Annotated in this window: 20 protein-coding genes and 1 tRNA gene; 8 read left to right on the top strand and 13 right to left on the bottom strand. The window is 63.0% G+C overall.

Going from position 1 to position 20,855, the window contains the following annotated elements; genetic code table 11:
• Window positions 1-43: 43 nt before the first annotated feature.
• Window positions 44-490 (bottom strand): hypothetical protein, encoded by a 447-nt coding sequence (locus VGR99_RS19465; protein ID WP_326900568.1) that lies wholly within the window; start codon window positions 488-490, stop codon window positions 44-46.
• Window positions 491-792: 302 nt separating this feature from the next.
• On the opposite strand from VGR99_RS19465, the gene VGR99_RS19460 reads away from it, so the two are divergent.
• Window positions 793-1,053 (top strand): hypothetical protein, encoded by a 261-nt coding sequence (locus tag VGR99_RS19460; RefSeq protein ID WP_326900567.1) that lies wholly within the window; start codon window positions 793-795, stop codon window positions 1,051-1,053.
• A gap of 30 nt (window positions 1,054-1,083) precedes the next feature.
• Here VGR99_RS19460 and VGR99_RS19455 read toward each other — a convergent pair whose 3' ends face one another.
• Window positions 1,084-1,545, bottom strand: coding sequence for a host attachment protein (locus tag VGR99_RS19455; protein WP_326900565.1), 462 nt, complete (start codon window positions 1,543-1,545; stop codon window positions 1,084-1,086).
• Window positions 1,546-1,879: 334 nt separating this feature from the next.
• On the opposite strand from VGR99_RS19455, the gene VGR99_RS19450 reads away from it, so the two are divergent.
• From VGR99_RS19450 to VGR99_RS19430, 5 genes are all read left to right on the top strand, one after another.
• The gene (locus tag VGR99_RS19450) at window positions 1,880-2,167 is read left to right on the top strand and encodes a hypothetical protein (protein ID WP_326900564.1); all 288 of its coding nucleotides are present in this window, start codon (window positions 1,880-1,882) and stop codon (window positions 2,165-2,167) included.
• Window positions 2,168-2,617: 450 nt separating this feature from the next.
• A complete protein-coding gene (locus tag VGR99_RS19445; protein ID WP_326900563.1) occupies window positions 2,618-3,643 on the top strand; it encodes a helix-turn-helix domain-containing protein in 1,026 nt (341 codons plus the stop codon).
• A 71-nt stretch (window positions 3,644-3,714) separates the two neighbouring features.
• Window positions 3,715-3,867, top strand: coding sequence for a hypothetical protein (locus VGR99_RS19440; RefSeq protein ID WP_326900562.1), 153 nt, complete (start codon window positions 3,715-3,717; stop codon window positions 3,865-3,867).
• Between the two features lie 300 nt (window positions 3,868-4,167).
• The gene (locus VGR99_RS19435; protein ID WP_326900581.1) at window positions 4,168-6,651 is read left to right on the top strand and encodes an arylsulfatase; all 2,484 of its coding nucleotides are present in this window, start codon (window positions 4,168-4,170) and stop codon (window positions 6,649-6,651) included.
• A 135-nt stretch (window positions 6,652-6,786) separates the two neighbouring features.
• Complete coding sequence (locus VGR99_RS19430) at window positions 6,787-9,216, top strand: arylsulfatase (protein ID WP_414645138.1); 2,430 nt, start codon at window positions 6,787-6,789, stop codon at window positions 9,214-9,216.
• Between the two features lie 71 nt (window positions 9,217-9,287).
• On the opposite strand, the gene VGR99_RS40100 is transcribed toward VGR99_RS19430, so the two are convergent.
• From VGR99_RS40100 to VGR99_RS19415, 4 genes are all read right to left on the bottom strand, one after another.
• Window positions 9,288-9,437, bottom strand: a complete 150-nt coding sequence (locus VGR99_RS40100) for a hypothetical protein (protein WP_414645137.1) — start codon at window positions 9,435-9,437, stop codon at window positions 9,288-9,290.
• Window positions 9,438-9,805: 368 nt separating this feature from the next.
• Window positions 9,806-9,882 (bottom strand) — tRNA-Arg (locus VGR99_RS19425).
• A 151-nt stretch (window positions 9,883-10,033) separates the two neighbouring features.
• On the bottom strand, window positions 10,034-10,582 hold the full coding sequence (locus tag VGR99_RS19420) for a hypothetical protein (RefSeq protein ID WP_326900560.1): 549 nt from the start codon (window positions 10,580-10,582) through the stop codon (window positions 10,034-10,036).
• 171 nt (window positions 10,583-10,753) lie between these two features.
• Window positions 10,754-11,326 (bottom strand): hypothetical protein, encoded by a 573-nt coding sequence (locus tag VGR99_RS19415; protein ID WP_326900559.1) that lies wholly within the window; start codon window positions 11,324-11,326, stop codon window positions 10,754-10,756.
• A 179-nt stretch (window positions 11,327-11,505) separates the two neighbouring features.
• Here VGR99_RS19415 and VGR99_RS19410 point away from each other — a divergent pair, with 179 nt between their 5' ends.
• Window positions 11,506-11,892 (top strand): VOC family protein, encoded by a 387-nt coding sequence (locus VGR99_RS19410; protein ID WP_326900558.1) that lies wholly within the window; start codon window positions 11,506-11,508, stop codon window positions 11,890-11,892.
• Window positions 11,893-11,941: 49 nt separating this feature from the next.
• On the opposite strand, the gene VGR99_RS19405 is transcribed toward VGR99_RS19410, so the two are convergent.
• A complete protein-coding gene (locus VGR99_RS19405; protein ID WP_326900557.1) occupies window positions 11,942-12,439 on the bottom strand; it encodes a hypothetical protein in 498 nt (165 codons plus the stop codon).
• A gap of 259 nt (window positions 12,440-12,698) precedes the next feature.
• Here VGR99_RS19405 and VGR99_RS19400 point away from each other — a divergent pair, with 259 nt between their 5' ends.
• Entirely contained in the window at window positions 12,699-13,052 is a 354-nt protein-coding gene (locus VGR99_RS19400; RefSeq protein WP_326900556.1) for a GrlR family regulatory protein, read from the top strand.
• 60 nt (window positions 13,053-13,112) lie between these two features.
• On the opposite strand, the gene VGR99_RS19395 is transcribed toward VGR99_RS19400, so the two are convergent.
• From VGR99_RS19395 to VGR99_RS19370, 6 genes are all read right to left on the bottom strand, one after another.
• Window positions 13,113-15,800, bottom strand: a complete 2,688-nt coding sequence (locus VGR99_RS19395; RefSeq protein ID WP_326900554.1) for a PAS domain S-box protein — start codon at window positions 15,798-15,800, stop codon at window positions 13,113-13,115.
• Window positions 15,801-15,923: 123 nt separating this feature from the next.
• Window positions 15,924-16,835: a DMT family transporter gene (locus VGR99_RS19390; RefSeq protein ID WP_326900552.1), complete on the bottom strand. Its 912-nt coding sequence runs from the start codon at window positions 16,833-16,835 to the stop codon at window positions 15,924-15,926.
• An 80-nt stretch (window positions 16,836-16,915) separates the two neighbouring features.
• Window positions 16,916-17,710, bottom strand: a complete 795-nt coding sequence (locus VGR99_RS19385; RefSeq protein WP_326900551.1) for an NUDIX hydrolase — start codon at window positions 17,708-17,710, stop codon at window positions 16,916-16,918.
• A 4-nt stretch (window positions 17,711-17,714) separates the two neighbouring features.
• On the bottom strand, window positions 17,715-18,668 hold the full coding sequence (locus tag VGR99_RS19380) for a dihydrodipicolinate synthase family protein (RefSeq protein ID WP_326900549.1): 954 nt from the start codon (window positions 18,666-18,668) through the stop codon (window positions 17,715-17,717).
• Window positions 18,669-18,793: 125 nt separating this feature from the next.
• Window positions 18,794-19,672 carry an SDR family oxidoreductase gene (locus VGR99_RS19375; RefSeq protein ID WP_326900547.1) on the bottom strand — a complete coding sequence of 293 codons (879 nt, stop codon included), beginning with the start codon at window positions 19,670-19,672 and terminating at the stop codon, window positions 18,794-18,796.
• A 182-nt stretch (window positions 19,673-19,854) separates the two neighbouring features.
• Window positions 19,855-20,715, bottom strand: coding sequence for a MaoC family dehydratase (locus VGR99_RS19370; protein ID WP_326900545.1), 861 nt, complete (start codon window positions 20,713-20,715; stop codon window positions 19,855-19,857).
• Window positions 20,716-20,855 lie beyond the last annotated feature (140 nt).

Below are 20,855 nucleotides of genomic sequence, written 5' to 3'. Positions count from 1 at the left end.
CGCCGATGCTGCGCTGCGTCGGACCGCGGCTTGGCTCAGCCGCTCACCATTCTTCCGGACAGGGGTCGATGATCTTCCAGAGATCCATGCCGTTCTTGATCTTCTTCATGTCGGTGGTGAGCCCGCCATTGCGGCGGATCCAGTCCTTCACCGTGTCGGGGTAGTAGGACATCAGGTCGGACGTCCCCGCCGCGCTGGTGACCTTGATGCCGAAGGTGAAGGCCTTGTCGTAATAGGCCTGATGGAAGCCGAGGCTGGCGCGGGGCGTCACGCAGATCTTGTTCATCGGCACGATGCCGAGCACGAGGGTGCAGGCCGAGTTGCAGATGCCGTCGATGATGACGCGCTCGCCCTTCTCGCGGACGCGCTGGTACTTGGCCTTGTACTCCTCGACATAGCCGCCGTGGTCGCGCGTGATGTGCAAATCCGCGCGCGCCGGCGAGACGGCGGCGAGGCAGAGCAACAGCAGGCTCAGGAGCGTGATGCGCATGGCGACAGGACGGTGAAAACCTTGCAGGAACGGACCGGCCTCAAGAGCACCCCAAAGCACCCCAAATGGCCCGCAGGAATCTTTTACCGAATTCTTCTTGGTCATACTTGTGTGGGAAATTCCTTAAGCATCCCGAAAAGGCCAAAAATGGGCAGGCTGGGACGGGCCCCCTCCGGCAATTCTGTCACACCCACCCGGGAATCTGCGGCCCAGGCCCCGGATTCCGGTGGCCGGACGGGTGCCCTGGCGGCTCGAAATGGTTATAACGGCTGTGCTATTTGCGCTGGTTCCGGAGAATCGAGATGAGCAAGTTGAAGCTTGTAGCCGCGGTTGCTGCCCTGTCGGCGGCAATCCTAGCCCCTGGCCTTGCGGAGGCGCGGGGACATCATCGGTACCACCGCTACGCCAACCCGCTGCCCTACTCGATCAGCTATCTGCACAATTACGGCCCCGGCATCACCCCCGGCACCTTCGCCCTCTACGACGGCCCGTCGACCAACCATTGCTACCGGAGCTCGTCCGCCTACATCGGCCAGGACCGCCGCCGGCATCCCTGCTTCTGAGGGGCACCGGCGCGTCCGCTGCGGGCGTCCCTATTTCGCGGCGCCCGACTGCAGCAATTGCTTCTCGATCTCATAGACCGGCAGCTTGACGAGGTCCTTGCCGACCTCGCCGTGAAGCGCCTTGCGCACGACGTCCGAATAATCGGCGCGGATCATGCCCAGCGCACGCGGTGAAGCCACCATGGTCAGCGCCGAGGTCTCTCCCGCGTTGACCGCGGCATCGAGCCGGCCGGCGAGGCTCCGCAGGAAGGCGCGCTCGGCTTCATCATGCCAATCGGTCTGCTCGACCGAGCTGCGCGCACCGCCTGTGGCGCCATGCAGTCGGCCTGGCGCGTCACTACCTTGCGCGCTGGTCGCGGGATTGGGCTGCTCGTGCACCTCCCTGGTGTGGAGGTTCGGAAACATCTCGTCGCCGAGGTTTTCCAAAATCAGCGCCTTGCGCCCATCGCACACGACCAGCCAGTCACCCTTGTCGATTCTCATCTTGTCCATTGCACAGCTCCAAACAAACGTGGGCCTGACCGGTTGCGGACCGGCCCGGCGGCGCTTCGCATTCCGCGAAACGCCTGCCCACATCGGCAAGACTAGGGACGAAGCCGCCCGTGCGAATTGCGCAAGATCAAGGATGGCAGCGATGTGCTGCGGTGCGGACGGCCCGGCAGGCGCGGCATGGCCAGTCGCGAGAAGCCAAGCTAGTGTTGCGGTGTTGGATCAGACCCGCGGCGGGTTGGCTGAAGATTTGTTCATCAGCATTACATTTCGGTTCCGCCACAATTTGATCAGAACTACTTCGATATCCTGTTTTGCGTAAGTAGAGGAAGACATCATGAAGCTTAAGATTGGCCTCGTCGCCGCGTCCCTGTTCGGTGCCGTCCTGGCATCGCCGGCGGCGTCCGCCATGCCCATTGCGCCTGCACCTGCGGTCCCGCAGGTTTCCGCCGTCGAGCAGGTCCGTACGGTCTGCGACGCCTGGGGGCGCTGTTTCTGGCGTCCGAACTATTATGGCTATTACGCACCGCGGCCGTACTACGGCCCCCGCTATTATGGACCGCCGCGCTATTACGGCGGCGGCTACGGCCCGCGCTATGGTTATCACGGCTATCGCCGCTGGTGACGTTTCGAAGGGGCCCTCGGGGCCCCTTCGCTTTTGCGAGATGATGAACGCGCCGGCGCGACCAGCCTGGAGCAGTTCCAAAACTGATCTAGATCAAAGTGAAAATTCCCAACGCCGTCATTCTGTGTCGATGGCCGACTTAATTGTTTTCAGATGCCCGCAGACGGGCATGAATGTGCAGACGCATCTGGAAAAGCAGCAGAAACCGGAGGGACGCAGCTTCGAGTCCTTTGCCTGTCCCGCCTGCACGCGGCTTCATTTCATCGACCTTTCGTCCGGCCAGCCGATGAGCCGAGACCGTTGACGGTGACAATGATCTGGCGCCTCTAATGGCATGACGTCCGCAATACTACGGCTACGAAAACCGGTTTACTGGTGCGACAAGTTTCGCCATTGATTGCGATGTACAGATATTCATTTAATTGTCACATTGCAGAAACTGGCCAGCGCATGTTTTTTGACGCTCTCGCCCCCTCCTCCGCCCTTCAGTTGGTCCGGTTTGCCGATATCGATGCGTTTCGGCCGGCCGAACATCTGGAAGATTCCCGGAGCATTCCACTCGACGTCGCCAATTTTGCCGCGGCGCGCGTGATCGTGAACCTGCCGGGATGCCGGATCATCGTGGCAAGGTCGTTTGCGCGCATCCTCGATACCGTCTATCGCGCGCCGGGGGGCATGGTGATCCTGCCGATGACCGACGATTTGCAGGCCAGCTCGAGCGGGATCGAGCTCGACTCGCGCTTCTATGTGGCCTTGCGTGGCACTCATGATTGCCATTTCGTCGAGCCCAAGATCAATCATCACGCGCTGATCATGTTCTCACCCGCGCTTAGGGATCGCGGCTGGTTCGACCGCGCCGATGCGGTGTGGGTACGCATCGCGGACCCCGCGGCTCATCTCCACGCGCGACAGATCGTGCTCGATATCCTGAGGACCGCGTCCGTCAACCCGTTCATGTTCGAAACCAGGGAGGTCGCCGCGCATCTCCAGGAGGGCCTGCTGCTCGCCCTCGATGACCTGTTTCGGATTGACCCGTTGTCGGACCGCACCGCCCCGAGTGCCGGCGCGCGATGCGCCAAGCTCGTGGAGCGGATCGACGATTTCGTCGCGGCCTATCCGACTTCACCGATCTATACCGCCGATCTCGCCGGTGAATTCGGTGTCTCGGTCCGGACGCTCAGCGGTGCGGTGAGCAAGGTGCGCGGCATGAGCCTGCATCAATACATCCGCCTGAAGCGGCTCTGGGCCGCTCGCACCCAGCTCCTCAGGAGCGGTGGCACGTCGGTTGCGACATGCGCACGCGCCCAGGGCTTCCATCATCTGGGCGAGTTCGCTGCGGCCTACCGCGCGACCTTCCACGAGGCTCCCTCGGACACGCTGGCACGGGCCCGGCGAACGGTCTTTCCCGCGAGCTCACACTCCGGCGCAGGCTCCTCGACCTCACAGCCGGGAACCAGTTCCCTCGCACCGCGTTGACTTCCCAGGCACCCCGCGCATCTCCCACGCGGGGTTTTTCTCGCCATCAACAGCCTGGGTTCAAGGAAGCAATGCTCATCAGCCGCAACGTCCTGTTTCTGATCATCGGTGCTCTGGTCGTCACGGCAACCGTGCTCGGCTACAATCTTTATCAGACGAAGAAGCAGCCTGACGGCCTGCAGATCAATGTCGGCCCCAATGGGTTGAAGATTCAGGGCAAGTAGAGGACTCACGGGCGGATCGTCGGCCGGTCAAAGACCCCGGCCTGAAAAGTGGCGCGCTCCGAAGGTTTCGAGCCTCCGCCCCTCGGAATCGAAATCCACCGGATCCCTCAACCCAGAAGTCGACATTTCGACTCGTCGAGGAGCACGTTGATGTAGATCAAAACGAGCCTTGCGGCATCGTGTCCCGCGTACGCGTGGATGGGTTCTGACGTCTCCAAGAGGGAGCTTCCAATGACCCGTACCTGTCAGGATGCCGATAGCTCAAAGCCAGTAAGCCGCTTACTAGACCGCCGCAACTTGATGCTTTGCAGCACCACACTCACGGCCGCTTGTTTGCTGTGCGCGCTGGGAACGACCAGCCTCGCGCAACAAACCACGGGCACGCCGGGCTCACCCGGGGCCACCACGACGATAGATGGAAAGTATCTTCCGCCGCCGCCACCGAAATTCGGCGGCGAGATCAACCTTGGGGCCAGCGAGTCGAAACCGTATTGGCCCGCCCAAGTGGTGCCGCCGAAAGGCGCACCCAACGTTCTTCTCATCATGACCGACGATCAAGGTTATGGAGTGTCGGGGACCTTCGGCGGCGTCATCCCGACGCCTGCGATGGATCGCGTCGCGCAAGCCGGGTTGCGTTACACGCAGTTCCACTCAACTGCACTCTGCTCGCCGACGCGGGCAGCTCTGATCACGGGCCGCAACCACCACTCGGTGGGCTTCGGCGTGATCACCGAAATGTCCACGGGATACCCGGGGTATGACTCCGTCATCGGGCCGGAGAGTGCCACCGTCGGCACCATCCTGAGGGAGAACGGCTACGCGACGGCGTGGATCGGCAAGAACCACAACACTCCCAGCTATCAAATCAGTTTGGCAGGGCCCTTTGACCAATGGCCGAACGGTATGGGGTTTGATCACTTCTATGGCTTCCTGGGCGGCGAGACTGACCAATGGACACCGTTTCTCTTCCGCGACCAGACGCAAGTCTTTCCGTGGGTCGGACACCCCGGCTACAACCTCACCACCGACATGGCGGACGATGCGATCAACTACATGAGGGGGTTGAAGAACGCCGCGCCAGACAAGCCGTTCTTCGTCTATTACGTGCCCGGCGGCTCGCACGCACCGCACCAGCCTACGCCAGAGTGGATCAAGAAGATCAGCGACATGCACCTGTTCGATCAGGGCTGGGAAAAGCTGCGCGAGACAATCTTCGCCAACCAGAAACGGCTTGGTGTCATTCCGGCAAATACCCAGCTTACACCGTGGCCGGACGGCCAGCCCGAATACGGCGGAGCGAAGCTTCAGAAGTGGGATACGCTCAGTCCCGACGAGAAGAAGCTTTTCATTCGTCAGGCGGACGTTTTTGCAGCCTACACGGCCTACACCGATCATGAAATCGGCAGGGTCATTCAGGAAGTCGAAGACGAGGGCAAGCTCGACAACACACTGATCATCTATATCAGCGGTGACAACGGCAACAGCGCCGAAGGCTCGATCCTCGGGACCCCGAACGAAATGGCCGCGATCCAGGGCGTCAACATTCCGGTCGCGGAACAGTTGAAGTTCTACGACGTTTGGGGGTCAGACCAGACCACGCCGCACTTTGCGGTGGCCTGGACCTGGGCCTTCGATACACCATTCAAATGGACCAAGCAGGTCGCGTCGCACTTCGGCGGTACCCGTCAAGGCATGGCCATCTCATGGCCCGGCCACATCAACGACGTGGGTAGTATCCGCACGCAGTTTCATCACATGATCGACATCGTGCCGACGATCCTCGACGCCACCGGTCTTCAGGCGCCAGTGATGGTCAACGGCGTTGCACAGAAGCCTATCGAAGGCGTCAGCATGGCCTATACCTTCGACAAGGCCAACGCGAACGCCCCATCCACCCGCAGCACGCAATATTTCGAGATGGTCGGCAACCGCGCGATCTACCACGACGGTTGGCTCGCCGCCACGACGCCGCCCGAGCCGCCGTGGGATCTGGGCTTCGGCAAGTTTCCCAACGTCGTCAACGGTTACACCTGGGAGCTTTACAAGCTTGCCGACGATTATTCGGAGGCCAACGATCTCGCCGCCAAGATGCCGGACAAGGTGCGCGACATGAAGGAACTCTTCATGGTCGAGGCGACGAAATACAACGTGTTTCCACTGGACAACAGCTTCACCGCTCGAGCTGCCACGCCGCGACCGAGCGCGACCGCCGGTCGGACCATATTCACCTACTCAGGTGAATCGTCTGGTCTTCCCTACAGCAGCGCCCCCGACATTGCCGGCAAGTCTTACTCGATCACCGCGGAGGTCGAAATTCCGCAAGGAGGTGCAGAGGGCATGATCAATACGCTAGGGGGCCGCGGCGGTGGCCATGGTCTCTACATGCTCAAGGGCAAACCGATCTTCGTGTACAATTTTTTCGACGTGGAACGCTTCCGATGGGAAGCCCCGGCGGCGCTCGCGCCGGGCAAGCACACCGTCGTGTTTGATTTCAAGTATGACGGTCCTGGCTTCGGCAAGGGCGGCACAGGGGTCCTGTCGGTAGATGGCATGGAAGTCGCCAAGAGGACGATCCCGCACACCATTCCGTTCGTCGAAACGATCTACGAGACCTTCGATGTCGGTGTGGACACCCGCACGGGCGTGGACGACAACGACTACCAGCCGCCATTCCGCTTCAACGGCAAGATCGACAAGCTAACGGTCAAGCTGGTCCCGCTGAAAGCTGCGGAGGAAAAGCTCCACCAGCAAAAGATCCAGGAAACGATCAACAAGGCGCAGTAAATCACCCTGTCCGTGTTGCTTGGTGCGGTGCTCTGTCACTACTCGAAGACATGGATACGTCATCCGATTGTAGCTCGTCAGGAGGATTAGCACATGAAGGCGACTGCACTGGCGCTTACAGCGCTGACGTCGGTAATGCTGTCGTTTGTTCCGTCGACAGCGCAACAGATCACCGGCACCCCAGGTTCACCCGGCGCCACGACGACAATCGACGGCAAGTATCTACCGCCGTCCCCCCCGCCGTTCCGCGGCACGATCAACATGGACGCCAAAGATTCCAAATCGTATTGGCCGCCGAGGGTGGTGCCGCCCAAAGGTGCGCCCAACGTCCTGCTGATCATGACCGACGATCAGGGTTACGGCGTTTCAAGCACTTTTGGCGGCGTCATACCAACGCCATCGCTGGACGAGGTCGCGAATGCGGGGCTGCGCTACACAGAGTTTCACTCCACCGCGCTGTGCTCCCCGACGCGAGCGGCGCTGATCACGGGACGCAACCATCACTCAGTGGGTTTTGGCGTGATCACCGAAATATCCACTGGCTACCCGGGGTATGACTCCGTCATCGGGCCGGAGAGTGCCACCGTCGGCGAGATACTCAAGGAGAATGGCTACGCGACATCATGGTTCGGCAAGAACCACAACACCCCGAGCTATCAATACAGTCTGTCTGGCCCCTTCGACCAATGGCCGAGCGGCATGGGCTTCGACTATTTCTACGGTTTCATGGGCGGGGAAACCGACCAGTGGACGCCATGGCTATTCCGCGATCACACCCAGATTTTTCCTTGGGTCGGAACGCCCGGTTACAATCTGACCACCGATCTGGCGGACGAGGCCGTCAAACACATAAAGGGGTTGAACGCGGCGGCGCCGGACCAACCTTTCTTTGTCTATTACGTGCCCGGCGGCACGCACGCACCGCATCAGCCAAAACGGGAGTGGATCGACAAGTTCAAGGGCAAGTTCGACATGGGTTGGAACGCGTTACGCGAGCAGATATTCGCCAACCAGAAACGGCTCGGAGTCATCCCGGCGAATACCGAACTCACGCCGTGGCCGGATGGGCAACCCGAATACGGCGGTGCAAAGCTTCCGAAATGGGAGACCCTCACTGCTGATGAAAAGAAGCTCTTCTCGCATCAGGCTGAGGTCTTTGCTGGTTATGCGGCCTATACCGATCACGAAATTGGCCGTGTCATTCAGGCAGTAAAGGATGTGGGCAAGCTCGACAACACGCTAATCATCTACATTTGTGGCGACAATGGCACTAGTGCCGAAGGCACCACCCTCGGTACCCCGTTCGACATGGCCGCCATTGAAGCTATTGTGATGCCAGTCGCGGATCAGTTGAAATATTACGATGTCTGGGGTTCGGACAAGACCCAGCCGCATATGTCCGTGGCCTGGTCGTGGGCCTTTGATACACCCTTCAAATGGACCAAGCAGATAGCGTCGCACTTTGGCGGCACCCGTCAAGGCATGGCCATTTCGTGGCCCGGCCACATCAACGACGTGGGCGGCATCCGCACGCAATTTCATCACATGATCGACGTCGTGCCGACGATCCTCGAAGCCACCGGCATTCAGGCGCCAGTGATGGTCAACGGCGTTGCTCAGAAGCCGATCGAAGGTGTCAGCATGGCCTATACCTTCGACAAGGCAAACGCGAACGTTCCTTCGACCCGCAGCACGCAATATTTCGAGATGATGGGCAACCGCGCCATCTACCACGATAGCTGGATTGCTAACACCACTCCGCCCCAGGGGCCTTGGCTGATGGGCGTGGGCAATTTGCCCGACGTGGTCAACGGCTACAAATGGGAGCTTTACAACATCGCCGAGGACTACTCGCAGAACAATGACCTCGCCGCCAAGATGCCGGACAAGCTGCGTAACATGCAGGAGCTGTTCCTCGTCGAGGCGGCGAAGTACAACGTACTTCCGCTGGATAACAACGTTCTCGAACGCAGCCTCACCCCGCGACCGAGCCCCACCGCTGGCAAATCTGTCTTCACCTATTCCGGCGAAGTCGCGGGCATACCAACGGACAGCGCCCCCAACACGCTCGGGAAGTCATTTTCCATCTCGGCCGAGGTGGATATTCCGCAGGGCGGTGCCGAGGGGATGCTCAATACGATCGGTGGCCGCTTCGGCGGTTATGGCCTCTACTTGGTCAAGGGTAAGCCGGTCTTTACCTATGTACAGCTCACCACCGAACGCTTCCGCTGGGAAAGTCCAGCTGCACTCACGCCCGGCAAGCATACCGTCGCGTTTGACTTCGAATACGATGGTCCCGGTTTCGGCAAAGGCGGCACCGGCGTCCTGTCGGTGGATGGTAACGCAGTCGCCAGCAAGACGATGCCAAACACCATTCCGTTCCTCATCAGCTTTGACGAGTCGTTCGATGTGGGAATGGATACCCGGACGGGAGTCGACGATGGCGACTATCAGGTGCCGTTCCGGTTCACCGGCAAGCTCGACAAGCTGACGATCAAGTTGAGCGACGCGGATGAAAAACTGCTCCAGCAAAAGGCCCAGGAAACGAAAAACAAAGCGCAGTAAATCGCTCCGACTTTGTAGCTTGGCACTTGGCTTTCGCTGAACTCGAAATTGCGACAGTCAAGTAAGAGGCATCACTTCCGCTGCTGGATGAGGCAGACTGGTTGTTCTCGCCGTGAGTTCTTCGGCCTTTGACGGGCGTTCCGTCGCTCGTGAGAACAACTGAGGCAACCAATGAAGGTGACCGGACCATCTTTAGCGGCTCTCGTTTGCGCCGCACTGATACTGCCTCGTCCTGCTGCCGCTCAGGCGTCGGTTGGATGCTGGGCCCCACGGTCCGGACCCTTCATGCGCAAGACGCGCGTAATCGATCGGGGCTAAGGGTAGTGCCGTCGGAGACGGCGACACCATGATCGCGAGCACCATGGAGGTACCCCGGCCAGTGCTCCATTGATGGGCATCCCTAGAACCTAGACTGCAACGAAGGGGGACGCTTTTTCCTCCACGAGGCTGAGGCTACGGAGGCTATCCTTATCGGCGTAGGGAGGTCGTTCTGGGTAACGCCAAGGGAGGTCACCCGGTTGTTTACCCAGGCGTTTACTTGATGCCCTCCTAGAGGGTCGGCAAATTTCGCATAAACGCTTGATTTCATTGGCGCGCTCGGAAGGATTCGAACCTCCGACCCTCGGAATCGAAATCCGATGCTCTATCCAGCTGAGCTACGAGCGCCCTGGCCCGAGGTGAGGGCCAAAACCGAGAAACGCCGCACCGCTGCCGGCAAGCCAGCACATCTGGCGGCGTTCGGATGGGTTCGAATTAGCAGAGAGGCTGGCCAATAAAAAGCCCTCCCCGCCTCGATCGAGGCGGGTCGGAGCCGTTGTTACCAGGTGCTGTTGAAGAAGCCGAACTGCGGCCGCTGGGCCACCATCATCGGCCGGCCAAACTGCCCATACTGCGGCCCGCCATACTGATACTGCGGGGCCGGATGCGCCCTTGCGACCTTGCGCTTGGGTTGGGCCGGGGCCGGAACGGCCTGAGGAACCGGCGCCTGGGCCTGCTGGACCTGCGGCTTCGCCTCGCCCTTCCGAGCTGCGGTTTCGGTCTTCACGCTGGGGGTGAACTGGGCAAACGTCTCGCGCACCCGCGCCTTCGCCGACATGTCGGCCAGGGCTGCCGCCGATGCGGCATCCGGCGGCTGCGGCGCAACGGCTGCGGTCTTCGCCGCGGGCGCTGCGATGGTTGGCTGGCTGGTGTCGAGCACGACCCGCTCGGGCAGATGCCGATCGGACCGGATCCGGATCGGCGGCTGGTCGTTACTTGCGGTCGCGACCGCCTGCGCAACAGGCGAGGCCGGCGCGACGTAGTTCACCACGAAGAGCAGTGCGAGCAAAGCTCCACCGACGTAGACGAAATACCGAAAGATGGGCATGAGCCGCACTCCGCCCCCCGCATCCCCGCGTGGGCTCTCCGCCTTAACAGGCGATACTCTAATTGGTTCCTGCACCCAGCCTTTGGTTCAAATGGCAACGCCAAGTTTTTCAGCCAAGAGCTGCAGAGAGCTGCGCGCGGTAACTTTTCCGCTACCGGAAAACGCCGCCCTTTACGCGCGCCGCGCGGCGACCAGCGCGCATTTCGCCTGATCGGCATTAACGTTGATGAAGCCGACAGCCACGCGCGCAAAGGTTTTGCGGCTCTTCATGTTGACGGTATCGGCGAGCACGCGGCTGCGGTCGGTGAGATGACTGCCATCGCGTCGTGCGAATGCGCAAACGATCTCCAGATCCTTTACGGCATAGTCATTGTCGTTTCGCAGCGTGAACGTCACCAGCGCCTTCGAGCCGAGCCCGCCGCGGCGCCAGGTCTGGGAGGAGATCTTGAGACGATCGAGCTCGGCTGATGCCGGAGCCTGAGCCTGGGTGACCGGCGAGACCGCCATTCCTGTATCGCTTGGCGCAGGTGGCTCGACCGTTGCCACGTCGGACTTCACCGGCTCTGTGCTGTGGCCTTTGGAGAGCGGCAGCAGCATCCAGATGCCGCAGCCGACGATGATGGCGGCCAGCAACCACAACAGGCTGCGGCCGAACGAGACGCTCGCGATCGTCACGGCCCGCGCCAGTCGCTCACCGCTTCCGGCGAAACGTCCGATCCCGATCCGGTCAAACCTCGCGTTCATGACATCACCGATCGCGACCCGGGCACGTTCGACCGTGCCCCGGTCACTGCTTACCTTAATCCGGCAGACGAACTAAGGTTCCCGCGCTTCATGCCGAGTCGGCCAGGACGGTGGCGATCGCTGCCTCAGGCCGCTAACATGCGCTGCAAACATCAAAGCCCCCGTTGGGAGAATATGAAATGCCAATCGCCGTCACCTGGGATCACATCCATCTGCGCAGCCCCGATCCGGAGGCCACGGCGAACTGGCTGCGGGACATCCTCGGCGGCGAGGTCGTGAAGGCGCCCGGGCGGATCGACGTCAATCTCGGCGGCGCAAAAATCTTCATCGCCGCGCTCGAGGGCGACAATGCCGTCAACCCGCCGCCCCCGCACCCGCATCAGGGCCTCGACCATTTCGGACTCACGGTGAAGGACATCGACGCCGTCGCCGCCGAGATCAAGGCCAAGGGCGTCACCTTCACGCGCGAGCCGACCACGATCCGCCCCGGCGTGCGCATCTGCTTCATCCGCGGCCCCGAAGGCATCTCCATCGAGCTGCTCGAGCGCGACAAAAAATATACCTGACGCGGCGGCCGCATCTGATCGAAGAGACGCCGGGCGTGCTGTCGCCCGGCTAAGTCATGCTACCGGGCATAAAGCAGCGGATGGTCACGCCCATGTAGCCGTAGATCGGCCACACCATGGTGCGCCCCACCCGGTTCGGCTCCGAGATCACGGCCTCCTCGGGAACGTCGACCCAGACGAACTCCTGCTGCTGGCCCTCATGCGCAAAGCCAAGCCGCGGGACGCGGACACGGTAGTGCCCGTCCTTGCTCTCCCAGTCGGTATCCGAGAGCGCCGAGCCGTCGGCATCGGAGCAACAAGGCCCCTTGCCGCTGCGCAGGCCGTCGAACCACGCCTTCAAATCGGCATTGGTGTTGACGAACTGGCCGCGGTCGCGCGCGTGCCCCAAGGGAGCTCCGAGCGCAATCAGGGCCACGGCGCAAGCCAGCCTGGCCACGCTTCGCCAGCGTGTCAGACTGCCAATCCTCCGTCGTTCGTATTTGCAAATCGTGGGACGCGCACTGTACAGACGCGGCTCATCGCCGCCGGAATCGATCCAGTTGCTCACGTTTGTCTTGCTCCAGCACCCCGCGGCCAGTGCAACAATGGTTATGCATTTCGCGGGCCAACTTGATTCGCTACGACTGGCCTCGCCCCGCAATGAGACAGTCATCGCGCTGTCATAGACAAGCCGGGACAACTACGGCTTGCGGTACGCGGCTCTTGTTTCCGGCCGGCAAACTGCCGCGTTGCGCGAGGGAGTGTGCTTTGGCATAAAAGCTCTACCGGTTACGCCATTGGGCGATGGCGGCCGGCCGCGGGACGTGATGAAGAACGGCCTCTATTCAATCCACGTCAACCTGCTCGATGGTCGAGTCGGCAAAGGCAGCGGCGTGATTCTTTTCCGCGACGGCAAGATTCTTGGCGGCGATGCCTACCTCTATTACACCGGCAGCTACGTGGTGAAGGACGACCACACCTTCAAGGGTGAGGTACTGGTGCAACGGCACACCTCGCCGCGGGGCGACGACAATCCGCTGTTCGGCGGCCCTGCTCCGGTCGGCATCGGCGTCAGCGGCACCTACACCGAGACGCGCGCGGAAATGACGGGCACGGCGCTGGTCGGCAAGGCCAGCCTGATTTTCGGCGCCACACTGCACAAGCTCGCAGAATCCGATTAGAGCATGATCCGGAAAAGTGTGCAGCGGTTTTCCGAAAAGATCATGCTCAAACGATAAAGCTCACTCCGCCGCCTGCTCGAGCGGCGCCGTGCGCGGCAGGATTATCTGGATGCGCGTGCCCTCGCCCGGCTCGGAATCGAGATCGAGCCGGCCGCCGAGCCGATTGGTGACGATGCTGTAGACGATATGCAGGCCGAGACCGGTGCCGCCCTGGTCGCGCCGTGTCGTGAAGAATGGATCGAACGCGCGACGGCGGACGTCGAGCGACATGCCGCAGCCATTGTCGGAGAAGATGATCTCGACATTGTCCTTGCCGGACTCGCGCACCTGGATGTCGATGGTCCCCGGGCGGCCGTCCGGAAAAGCGTGCGCCACCGAATTGAGGAACAGGTTTGTCAGCACCTGCCCGTACGGGCCGGGATAGCTGTTCATGGTCAGCTCCGGCTGGCACTCGACGTTGAGCGTCAGATTGTGTTTGCGCAGGCCCGGCCGCAGACTCATCACCACCTGCTCGGTCAGATCGCCGAGGTCGAATGAGCGCTGGTCCGAATAGTTGCGGTCGGCGGCGACCTGCTTGAACGACTGGATCAGCTCGGCGGCGCGGTTGAGGTTGGAGACGAGCTGCGAGGACGCATCGCGGCTGGTGTTGAGGAAGTCGTTGAGCGTGGAGCGGCGGAGCTCGCCGCGCTCGACTTCCGACGTGAATGTCGCGGTCTTGCGCTCCAGCGCGGAGGCGACCGTGAGGCTGATGCCGACGGGATTGTTGACCTCGTGCGCGACGCCGGCAACGAGCCGTCCGAGCGCGGCGAGCTTCTCCGCCTCGATCAGCGAGGCCTGGGTCTCGCGCAGATTGCGCAGCGCGGTCTCGGCGGATTCCTTGGCCTTGCGCATCTCCTGCTCGCCGCGCTTGCGCTCGCCGATGTCGAGCGCCACGGTGACGATCCGCTCGATCTCGCCCTCGGCATCGAGCAGCGGCAGCTTGTTGACCAGCCACTGCCGCATGTTGCCGGCGGCGTCCTTGTATTCTTCCTCGTAAAATCCCAAACCTTTGCGAAGCTTGAGCACACGCTTGTCGTTCTCGTCGGTCTTGGCCGCGCCATAGCGCGACATCAGGTCCGCGGTGGTGCGGCCGAGCGCGTCGCCGGGCTCGATGCCGAAGATGCCGGCCATGTAGCGGTTCATCAGCACGTAGCGCAGCTCGCGGTCCTTGACGTTGATGACCGCGGGCACGGTGTCGATGACCTGCTGGAGCAGACGCCGGCCTTCGGCGATGGCGTCTTCCGCCCGCTTCTGGTCGGTGATGTCGCGCAGCGTGCCTTCGTAGCGGACGATGTTGCCGGCCTCGTCCCGCACGCCGGTGGCGCTGTCGGAGAGCCACAGGATGTTGCCGCTGCGCTGGCGCACCTGGTACTCGAACTCGCGCACCATGCCGTCGCGCGCCATCAGCCGCTGGTATTCGTCGCGCGCCTCGGGATGGACGTAGATGGTGTGGGCGATGTCGTTGATGCTGTCGATCAGCTGCTGCGGGCTGTCATAGCCCATCATCCGCGCCAGCGCCGGATTGGCGTTGAGGAGATCGCCTGCGGGCGTCGTGACGTAGATGCCGTCGACGGAGCCCTCGAACAGCTTGCGGTAGCTCTCTTCAGCGAGGCGCTGCTCGGTGAGCGCGCGCACCGCCGCCTCGCGCGCCGTATCGGCCTCCTCCAGCGCGCGGCGGAACACTTCGGCCGCCCGCGCAATGTCGCCGATCTCGTTGTCGAGGTCGGCAGACGGGATCGAGGTGTCTTTCTCGCCGGCGGCGAGCGCGCGGATCGACCTTGCGATCTTGGCCAGCGGGCGAACCGTCCGGCGCACCACGAACGCGGCCGCGACCATGCCGATCAGCACGCCGATGGTCCCGAACACGATGCTCTGCCAGCGTGCCTCGGTCAGCGTGCGGGCGAAATCGCGCGACAGCACGTGGCCGCGCCTGGCGCTGACCTCGCGCAGCAACTCGGTGACGCGGCCGATCAGCCGGCCCTCGGTGCCCAGCACCTCGCGGTCGATGTCCGCGATCTGCCGCTCCCGGACGGCCACCGCGATGATCGCCTCGGCGTAGTCGTTCACCGCCGCCCGCAAGCTGGGATCCGCGATGTCCATCGTCCGCATGCCCTGCGCGGCCTGCTCGGCGGCGGACGGATTGCGCGCCAGCAATCCGAGCGCGATCCGGCTCTGTGCCTCGGACAGGCGGGAGGCAAGCTCACGGTCCGCGGTGCCTGAGACGGCCGCGTCGAACCGGTCGCGCAGCGGCGGCAGGCCCGCCAGCAGCTGGGCGCGGCGGTCGATCAGGGTCGAGATCCGCTCGAGGCCATTGCGGTAGGTCGCAAGGCGCTCGGTGACGCCGTCGATCATGTCCTGCTGCTCGGGCGCGAGTTCGATGCGGGTCTTCTTCAGGATGTCGCTCAGCGTCGAGGCCGCCTCACCCACCTGCTTGAACTGGATGCCGGCGCCGGGGTCGGTGACGAAGTCGCGCGCGGCGAGGCGCAATTCGTTCATGCGGCGGTCGATGTCCTCGGCGAGGTCGCCGACGCTCTGGAGCCGCTGCAGCTCGGCGAAGGTCGTGTCGATGTGCCGGATCGCAACCACGCTCACGGTCGAGGTGACGATGATCACCGCCAGCACCAGCAGGAATCCTCCGAACGTCAACTGGCCGATGGACAGCGAAAAGATTCGCTTTTTCTCGGGGGGCGGCGTCAATTCGGCGGACATAGGTGCGTTGAGGACCGGGCTACTGGAAGCCCAATATACGACGTATTGCACGCTGGGGGGAACATGCCTCCCGCCCCGGAATATCCTTAATATCGTGGCCCGCGGCCCGCCCTCCTCCGCGGATTATGACGTTCTGACGCTGGCGGCCTGCCGGGCCGGGATCGTCATGGCGGCAACGCCGAGGACGACGCAGGCAAGGCCGATCCAGGCGGTCCGGCTCAGGGTTTCACCGAGGAAGGCGACGCTGATGGCGACCCCGATGGGGACGCGCAAATACGCCTGCGCCGTCGTGCCGACCGAGCCGAGGGTCTGGATCAGGCGGAAGTAGATCGCGAAGGCCGCCGCGGTCGAAAAGGTCGCCAGCGCAAGCAGCGCCAGCACGGAACTCAGCGAGGGCGACAGCGTCCAGGGCTGCTCGACCACGAGCGAGGCCGGGATCAGCACCGCCGCTCCGGCGAGCAGCGAGCCCGCCGCAGGCGCCATGGGATCGAGGCCTTTAAAACTGCGGCCGAAGATCGCGGCGCAGGCGTAGCAGATCGTGGCGGCGACGATGGCGGCCTCCGCGATGATGCCGCTGCCGATGTCATGGAAGGCATCAACGCCGACGATCAGCAGGATGCCGGCCATGCCCGCGACCACACCGAACAGTTTTCGCGGGGGCGTTGTCTCGTGGCGGGTGACGATTGCGGTGAGCAGGAAGGTGAAGATCGGGCCGGCCGAGTTGAGGATGGTGGCAAGCGCCGCATCGACATGGCGCTCGCCCCAGGCGATCAGCGTCCAGGGGATGACGCTGTTGAGAACGGCCTGGAAGGCGAAGCGCTGCCAGGTCGCGGCATCGGTGGGCATCCGGATGCGCCGCGCCCACATCACGACGAGCAGCAGCACGCCTGCGATTGCCGTGCGGGCCGCGATCAGGGTGATCGGCGGGATGGTGGCGACGCCGAGCTTGATGAAGGTGTAGGAGCCGCCCCAGAGCGTCGCGAGCGCGACCAGCAGCGCCAGCTCGACGGCGATGTTGTCCTGGCGATTGTCCATGGCGCGCGCTCCGTCCCATTGTCAGGGGCGGAGCCTAGCGCGTCCGCGCTCGCCAATACTTCGCTGGATGTCGAAGTTTCCTAGCCGACGGCCCCGACCTCGAACACCTCGCCGTCATAGCCGGCCTCGCGGGGAATGCGGAGCTGGCGGCCGGTGTCGGTCTTGGTCATCACCGGCATCACCGTGACGATCGACATGCCCTTGGCATGATCGAGCGCGGCACTGACGCTGCCCTGCTTGGCGAGCCGGATCAGATTGCGCGTGGTCGGGAACGGCAGCTTGAAGCGGCCGCTCTCGCCGCCCTCCACCGCCTCGCGCGGCGAGACCCAGATCGAGTCGGTGGACTCCCGGCCGTCGTGCGCGCCGAGCTGGTCGGGCGGTGCTGCTGCAAGGAAAAACCAGGTGTCGAACCGCTTCGGCATGCCCTCGGGCGTGATCCAGTGCGCGTAAGGCACGAGCGTGTCGAGCGCGAGCTGGAGGCCGTTGTCGGCCAGAATGCTGAGGAAGCTGATCTTGTGCTCGTTGAGCGCGACGCGGTGCGCATCCGCGATCTCGCCGGCGCGCTTGGCATCGACAGGCGCCCCCGAGTCCTTCGCACGCGCCAGCAAAATGCCGCTCTCCTCGAAGGTCTCGCGGATCGCGGCGATTCGAAAACCGCGGTCCGCTTCGCTCAAGCCTTCGCCGCCCGAATACAGGTCGGACCGCTTGACGATCTCCTGATCGCCGGCATCGACACTGCCGCCCGGAAACACCAGCGCGCCCGAGTTGAACTCGATCTGATGATGGCGAACCATCATGAAGACCTCGATTTCCTTGGCGCCGTCGCGGAGCAGGAGAATCGTTGAAGCCGGGCGTGATGCTGATGTCTCGGGCATTCAGTTAACCTGCAGCGCTGGATTGCGGGCCGAGATTGGCGCGCTTGTCGAAACGGGCGACGCGCGACAGGAGATAGTCGACTTCCGCCTTCGCGGCCGGCGTGATGGTCGCGCCGGGCTTGCGCTGGGCGCTTGAGGCGATGATGCCGCGCTTCTGCAGCACATGCTTGCGCACGGCGAGGCCGGCACCGGGCTGCTGCTCGTAGCGGATCAGCGGCAGATGCGCGTCGAACAGATCATGCGCGGCATCGCGCTTGCCGGCCTTGGAGAGGTTCACGACGTCGATCAGAAGCTCGGGGAAGGCGTAGCCGGTCATGGCACCGTCGGCGCCGCGCTCCATCTCGAAATCGAGGAACATGCCGCCATTGCCGCAGAGGATCGAGAGCGGACGCAGCGAGCCGTCCTTCTGGAAGTTGCGCAGCGTCGAGATCTTCTCCAGGCCCGGCCAATCCTCGTGCTTGAGCATCACGCAATTCGGATTGTCCATGACGATCTTGCGGATCACGGCGGGGGTGAAGATCACCGAGAGCGTCAGCGGATAGTCCTGCAGCACCCAGGGAATGTCGGGCCCAATGGCCTCGGCCGCCTGCTTGAAGTAGCCGACGATCTGGTCATCGGTGCGGAGCGACGGCGGCGGCGCGATCATGACGCCCGCCGCGCCTGCGTCCATCGAGGCCTTCGCCAGCGAGCGCATGGTGGCAAAGCCCGGCGCGGAGACGCCGACGATCACCTGCATCTTCTTGGCACGCTTGACGTAGCGCACCGCGACCTGCTCGGCCTCGGCGGCATCGAGCTTGGGCGCCTCGCCGAGGATGCCCAGCACCGTGACGCCGTCGCAGCCCACTTCCTCGTAGAAATCAGTCAGGCGGTCGATCGAGCGCTCATCGATCCGGCCGTCATCGTGGAACGGTGTCGGCGCGATTGCGAAGGTGCCCTTGGCGTCGGCGGTAAGTTTCATCTAGTCCTCGTCTCTCTCTATCTGTCATTCCGGGGCGCGACGCAGTCGCGAGCCCGGAATCCATAACCACGATCCGGAGTATGGATCCCGGGCTCACGCTTCGCGTGCCCCGGGATGACGGCCTTCTAAAACCTCCGCGCCCCCATCTTGATCTGCTCCTCGGAGAAGAAGATCTCCTTGGCATGCTCAACGACGTCCTGGGCCTTCCAGCCCGAGTGCGGCGGTTTCCAGCCTTCCATTTCCATCATCCGCATTTCGCGCACGCCGCGGGGCCCGGACACGCCCAGCACCTTGCCGGTCTGGTCGCCCGACAAATCGCTGACCATGTATAGCACGGCCGGCGCGATGCCGTCCGGCCCCAGCGCCGCAGAGGGGTTCTCCTTATAGCGGGGCAGGTCTGCGGTCATGCGGGTCAGGGCGCCCGGGGCCAGCGTCCAGATCCGGATGTTGTATTTCCGGCCCTCGATCGCCAGCACGTTGGACAGGCCCCAGATGCCGCCCTTGGCCGCGCCGTAATTGGTCTGGCCGAAATTGCCGATCAGGCCCGAGGTCGAGGAGGTGTTGACGATGACGCCGCCGCCATTTTCCCGCATCCAGCGAAACACCGGCATGGTGCAACAAAAGGCACCCTTCAGATGGACCTTGATGACCTTGTCCCAGTCGGATTCCGAGGCCTTTGCGAAGGTCTGGTCGCGCAAGATGCCGGCATTGTTGACCAGGATGTCGGCGCGGCCAAAATGCTTGATGGCGTCGTCGAACACCGACTGGCCACCCTCCATGGTGGAGATGTCGGCGCCGTTGGCGACCGCCTTGCCGCCCTCGGCCTTGATCGCGTCCACCACGAGCTGCGCCATCGACTTGTCGGCGCCGGAACCGTCACGGGGGCCGCCGAGATCGTTGACGACGACCGAGGCCCCTTCCCGCGCGAACAGCTTTGCGTAGGCCTCACCGAGCCCCCCGCCCGCACCGGTGATCAGCGCAACCTTGCCGTCGAGTAGTCCCATGGTGGCTTCTCCCTGTTTGTTTTTTCTTGTGTCCCGGACGCGATGCAGCGTGAAACGCTGCGTCGCAGAGCCGGGACCCAGTCTTTGTGATCGCTGCTGGGCCCCGGCTCTGCAGCGCACCGCACTGGACGATGCTTCGCATCGCCAGGAGCGCTGCGCTGCGTCCGGGGCACGAGACCGACCTAACCCAGCACCGTCTTGCCGTTCTTGATCACGGTGACGTTGCGCGACTTCACCTTGGCTTCGAACGAGATCGTGTTGCCGTCCTTCCAGAGGTCCATGGTCACGGTCTCGCCGGGATAGACCGGCGAAGAGAACCGCGCGACGTGCTGGCGAAAGGCGGAAGCATCGTAGTCGGCATAGGTCTGGAGCACGCCGCGGCAGGTGATGCCGTAGGTGCACATGCCGTGCAGGATCGGACGCGGGAAACCGGCCTTTTTCGCAAACTCCGGATCCGAATGCAGCGGGTTGCGGTCGCCGCAGAGACGATAGACCAGCGCCTGGTCGGGACGCGTGACAATGTCGATGGTCCTGTCGGGCGCGCGCGACGGAATCTTGTGCGGATCGGGCTGGGTCAGGTTCGGGCCGCCAAAGCCGCCGTCGCCACGGGCGAAGCGCGAGGCGACCAGCGTTGCGAGCTTCTCGCCCTTCTCGTTCTTGAGCACAGTCTGGTGCGCGATGACGACGCCCTTGTCCTTGCCCTTGTCGTAGACCTCGAGCACAGAGGAGTCGGCCGTGATGTTGGCGGCGACCGGCAGCGGCTGATGGAAGGTGATGTCGCGCTCGCCGTCCACGACCATGACGCGGTTGAGGTTCATCTCGCCGGGGCCCGAGCCCCAGGCGGCGACGGAGGCAAAGGTCGGCACCACCTTCAGCGGCCGCGGCGTGAACGTGCCCTCGTTGACGAAGGCGAGCTCCTTCTCGTCCATGGGATCGGCGCCGAGGCCAATGCCATAGGCGTAGAGCATGACCTCGCGATCGCCATAGGCATATTTCTGGCCGATGTTTTTCAGGCCTTTGAGTTCTTCGTATCTGGCGGACATTTTTTGGTTTCCTCTGGTTCTCATCCTCATGGTGAGGAGGCGCTCTTGCGCCGTCTCGAACCATGAGGATGCCCGAAACGCTTTCTTTGTCGTGGCCATCCTTCGAGACGCTTGCTTCGCAAGCTCCTCAGGATGAGGAC

The organism is Bradyrhizobium sp., from assembly GCF_035935975.1.
GTDB lineage: Bacteria > Pseudomonadota > Alphaproteobacteria > Rhizobiales > Xanthobacteraceae > Bradyrhizobium.
Note: the sequence above shows the minus strand (reverse complement) of the source record. Positions and strands in the feature narration are given on the sequence as shown.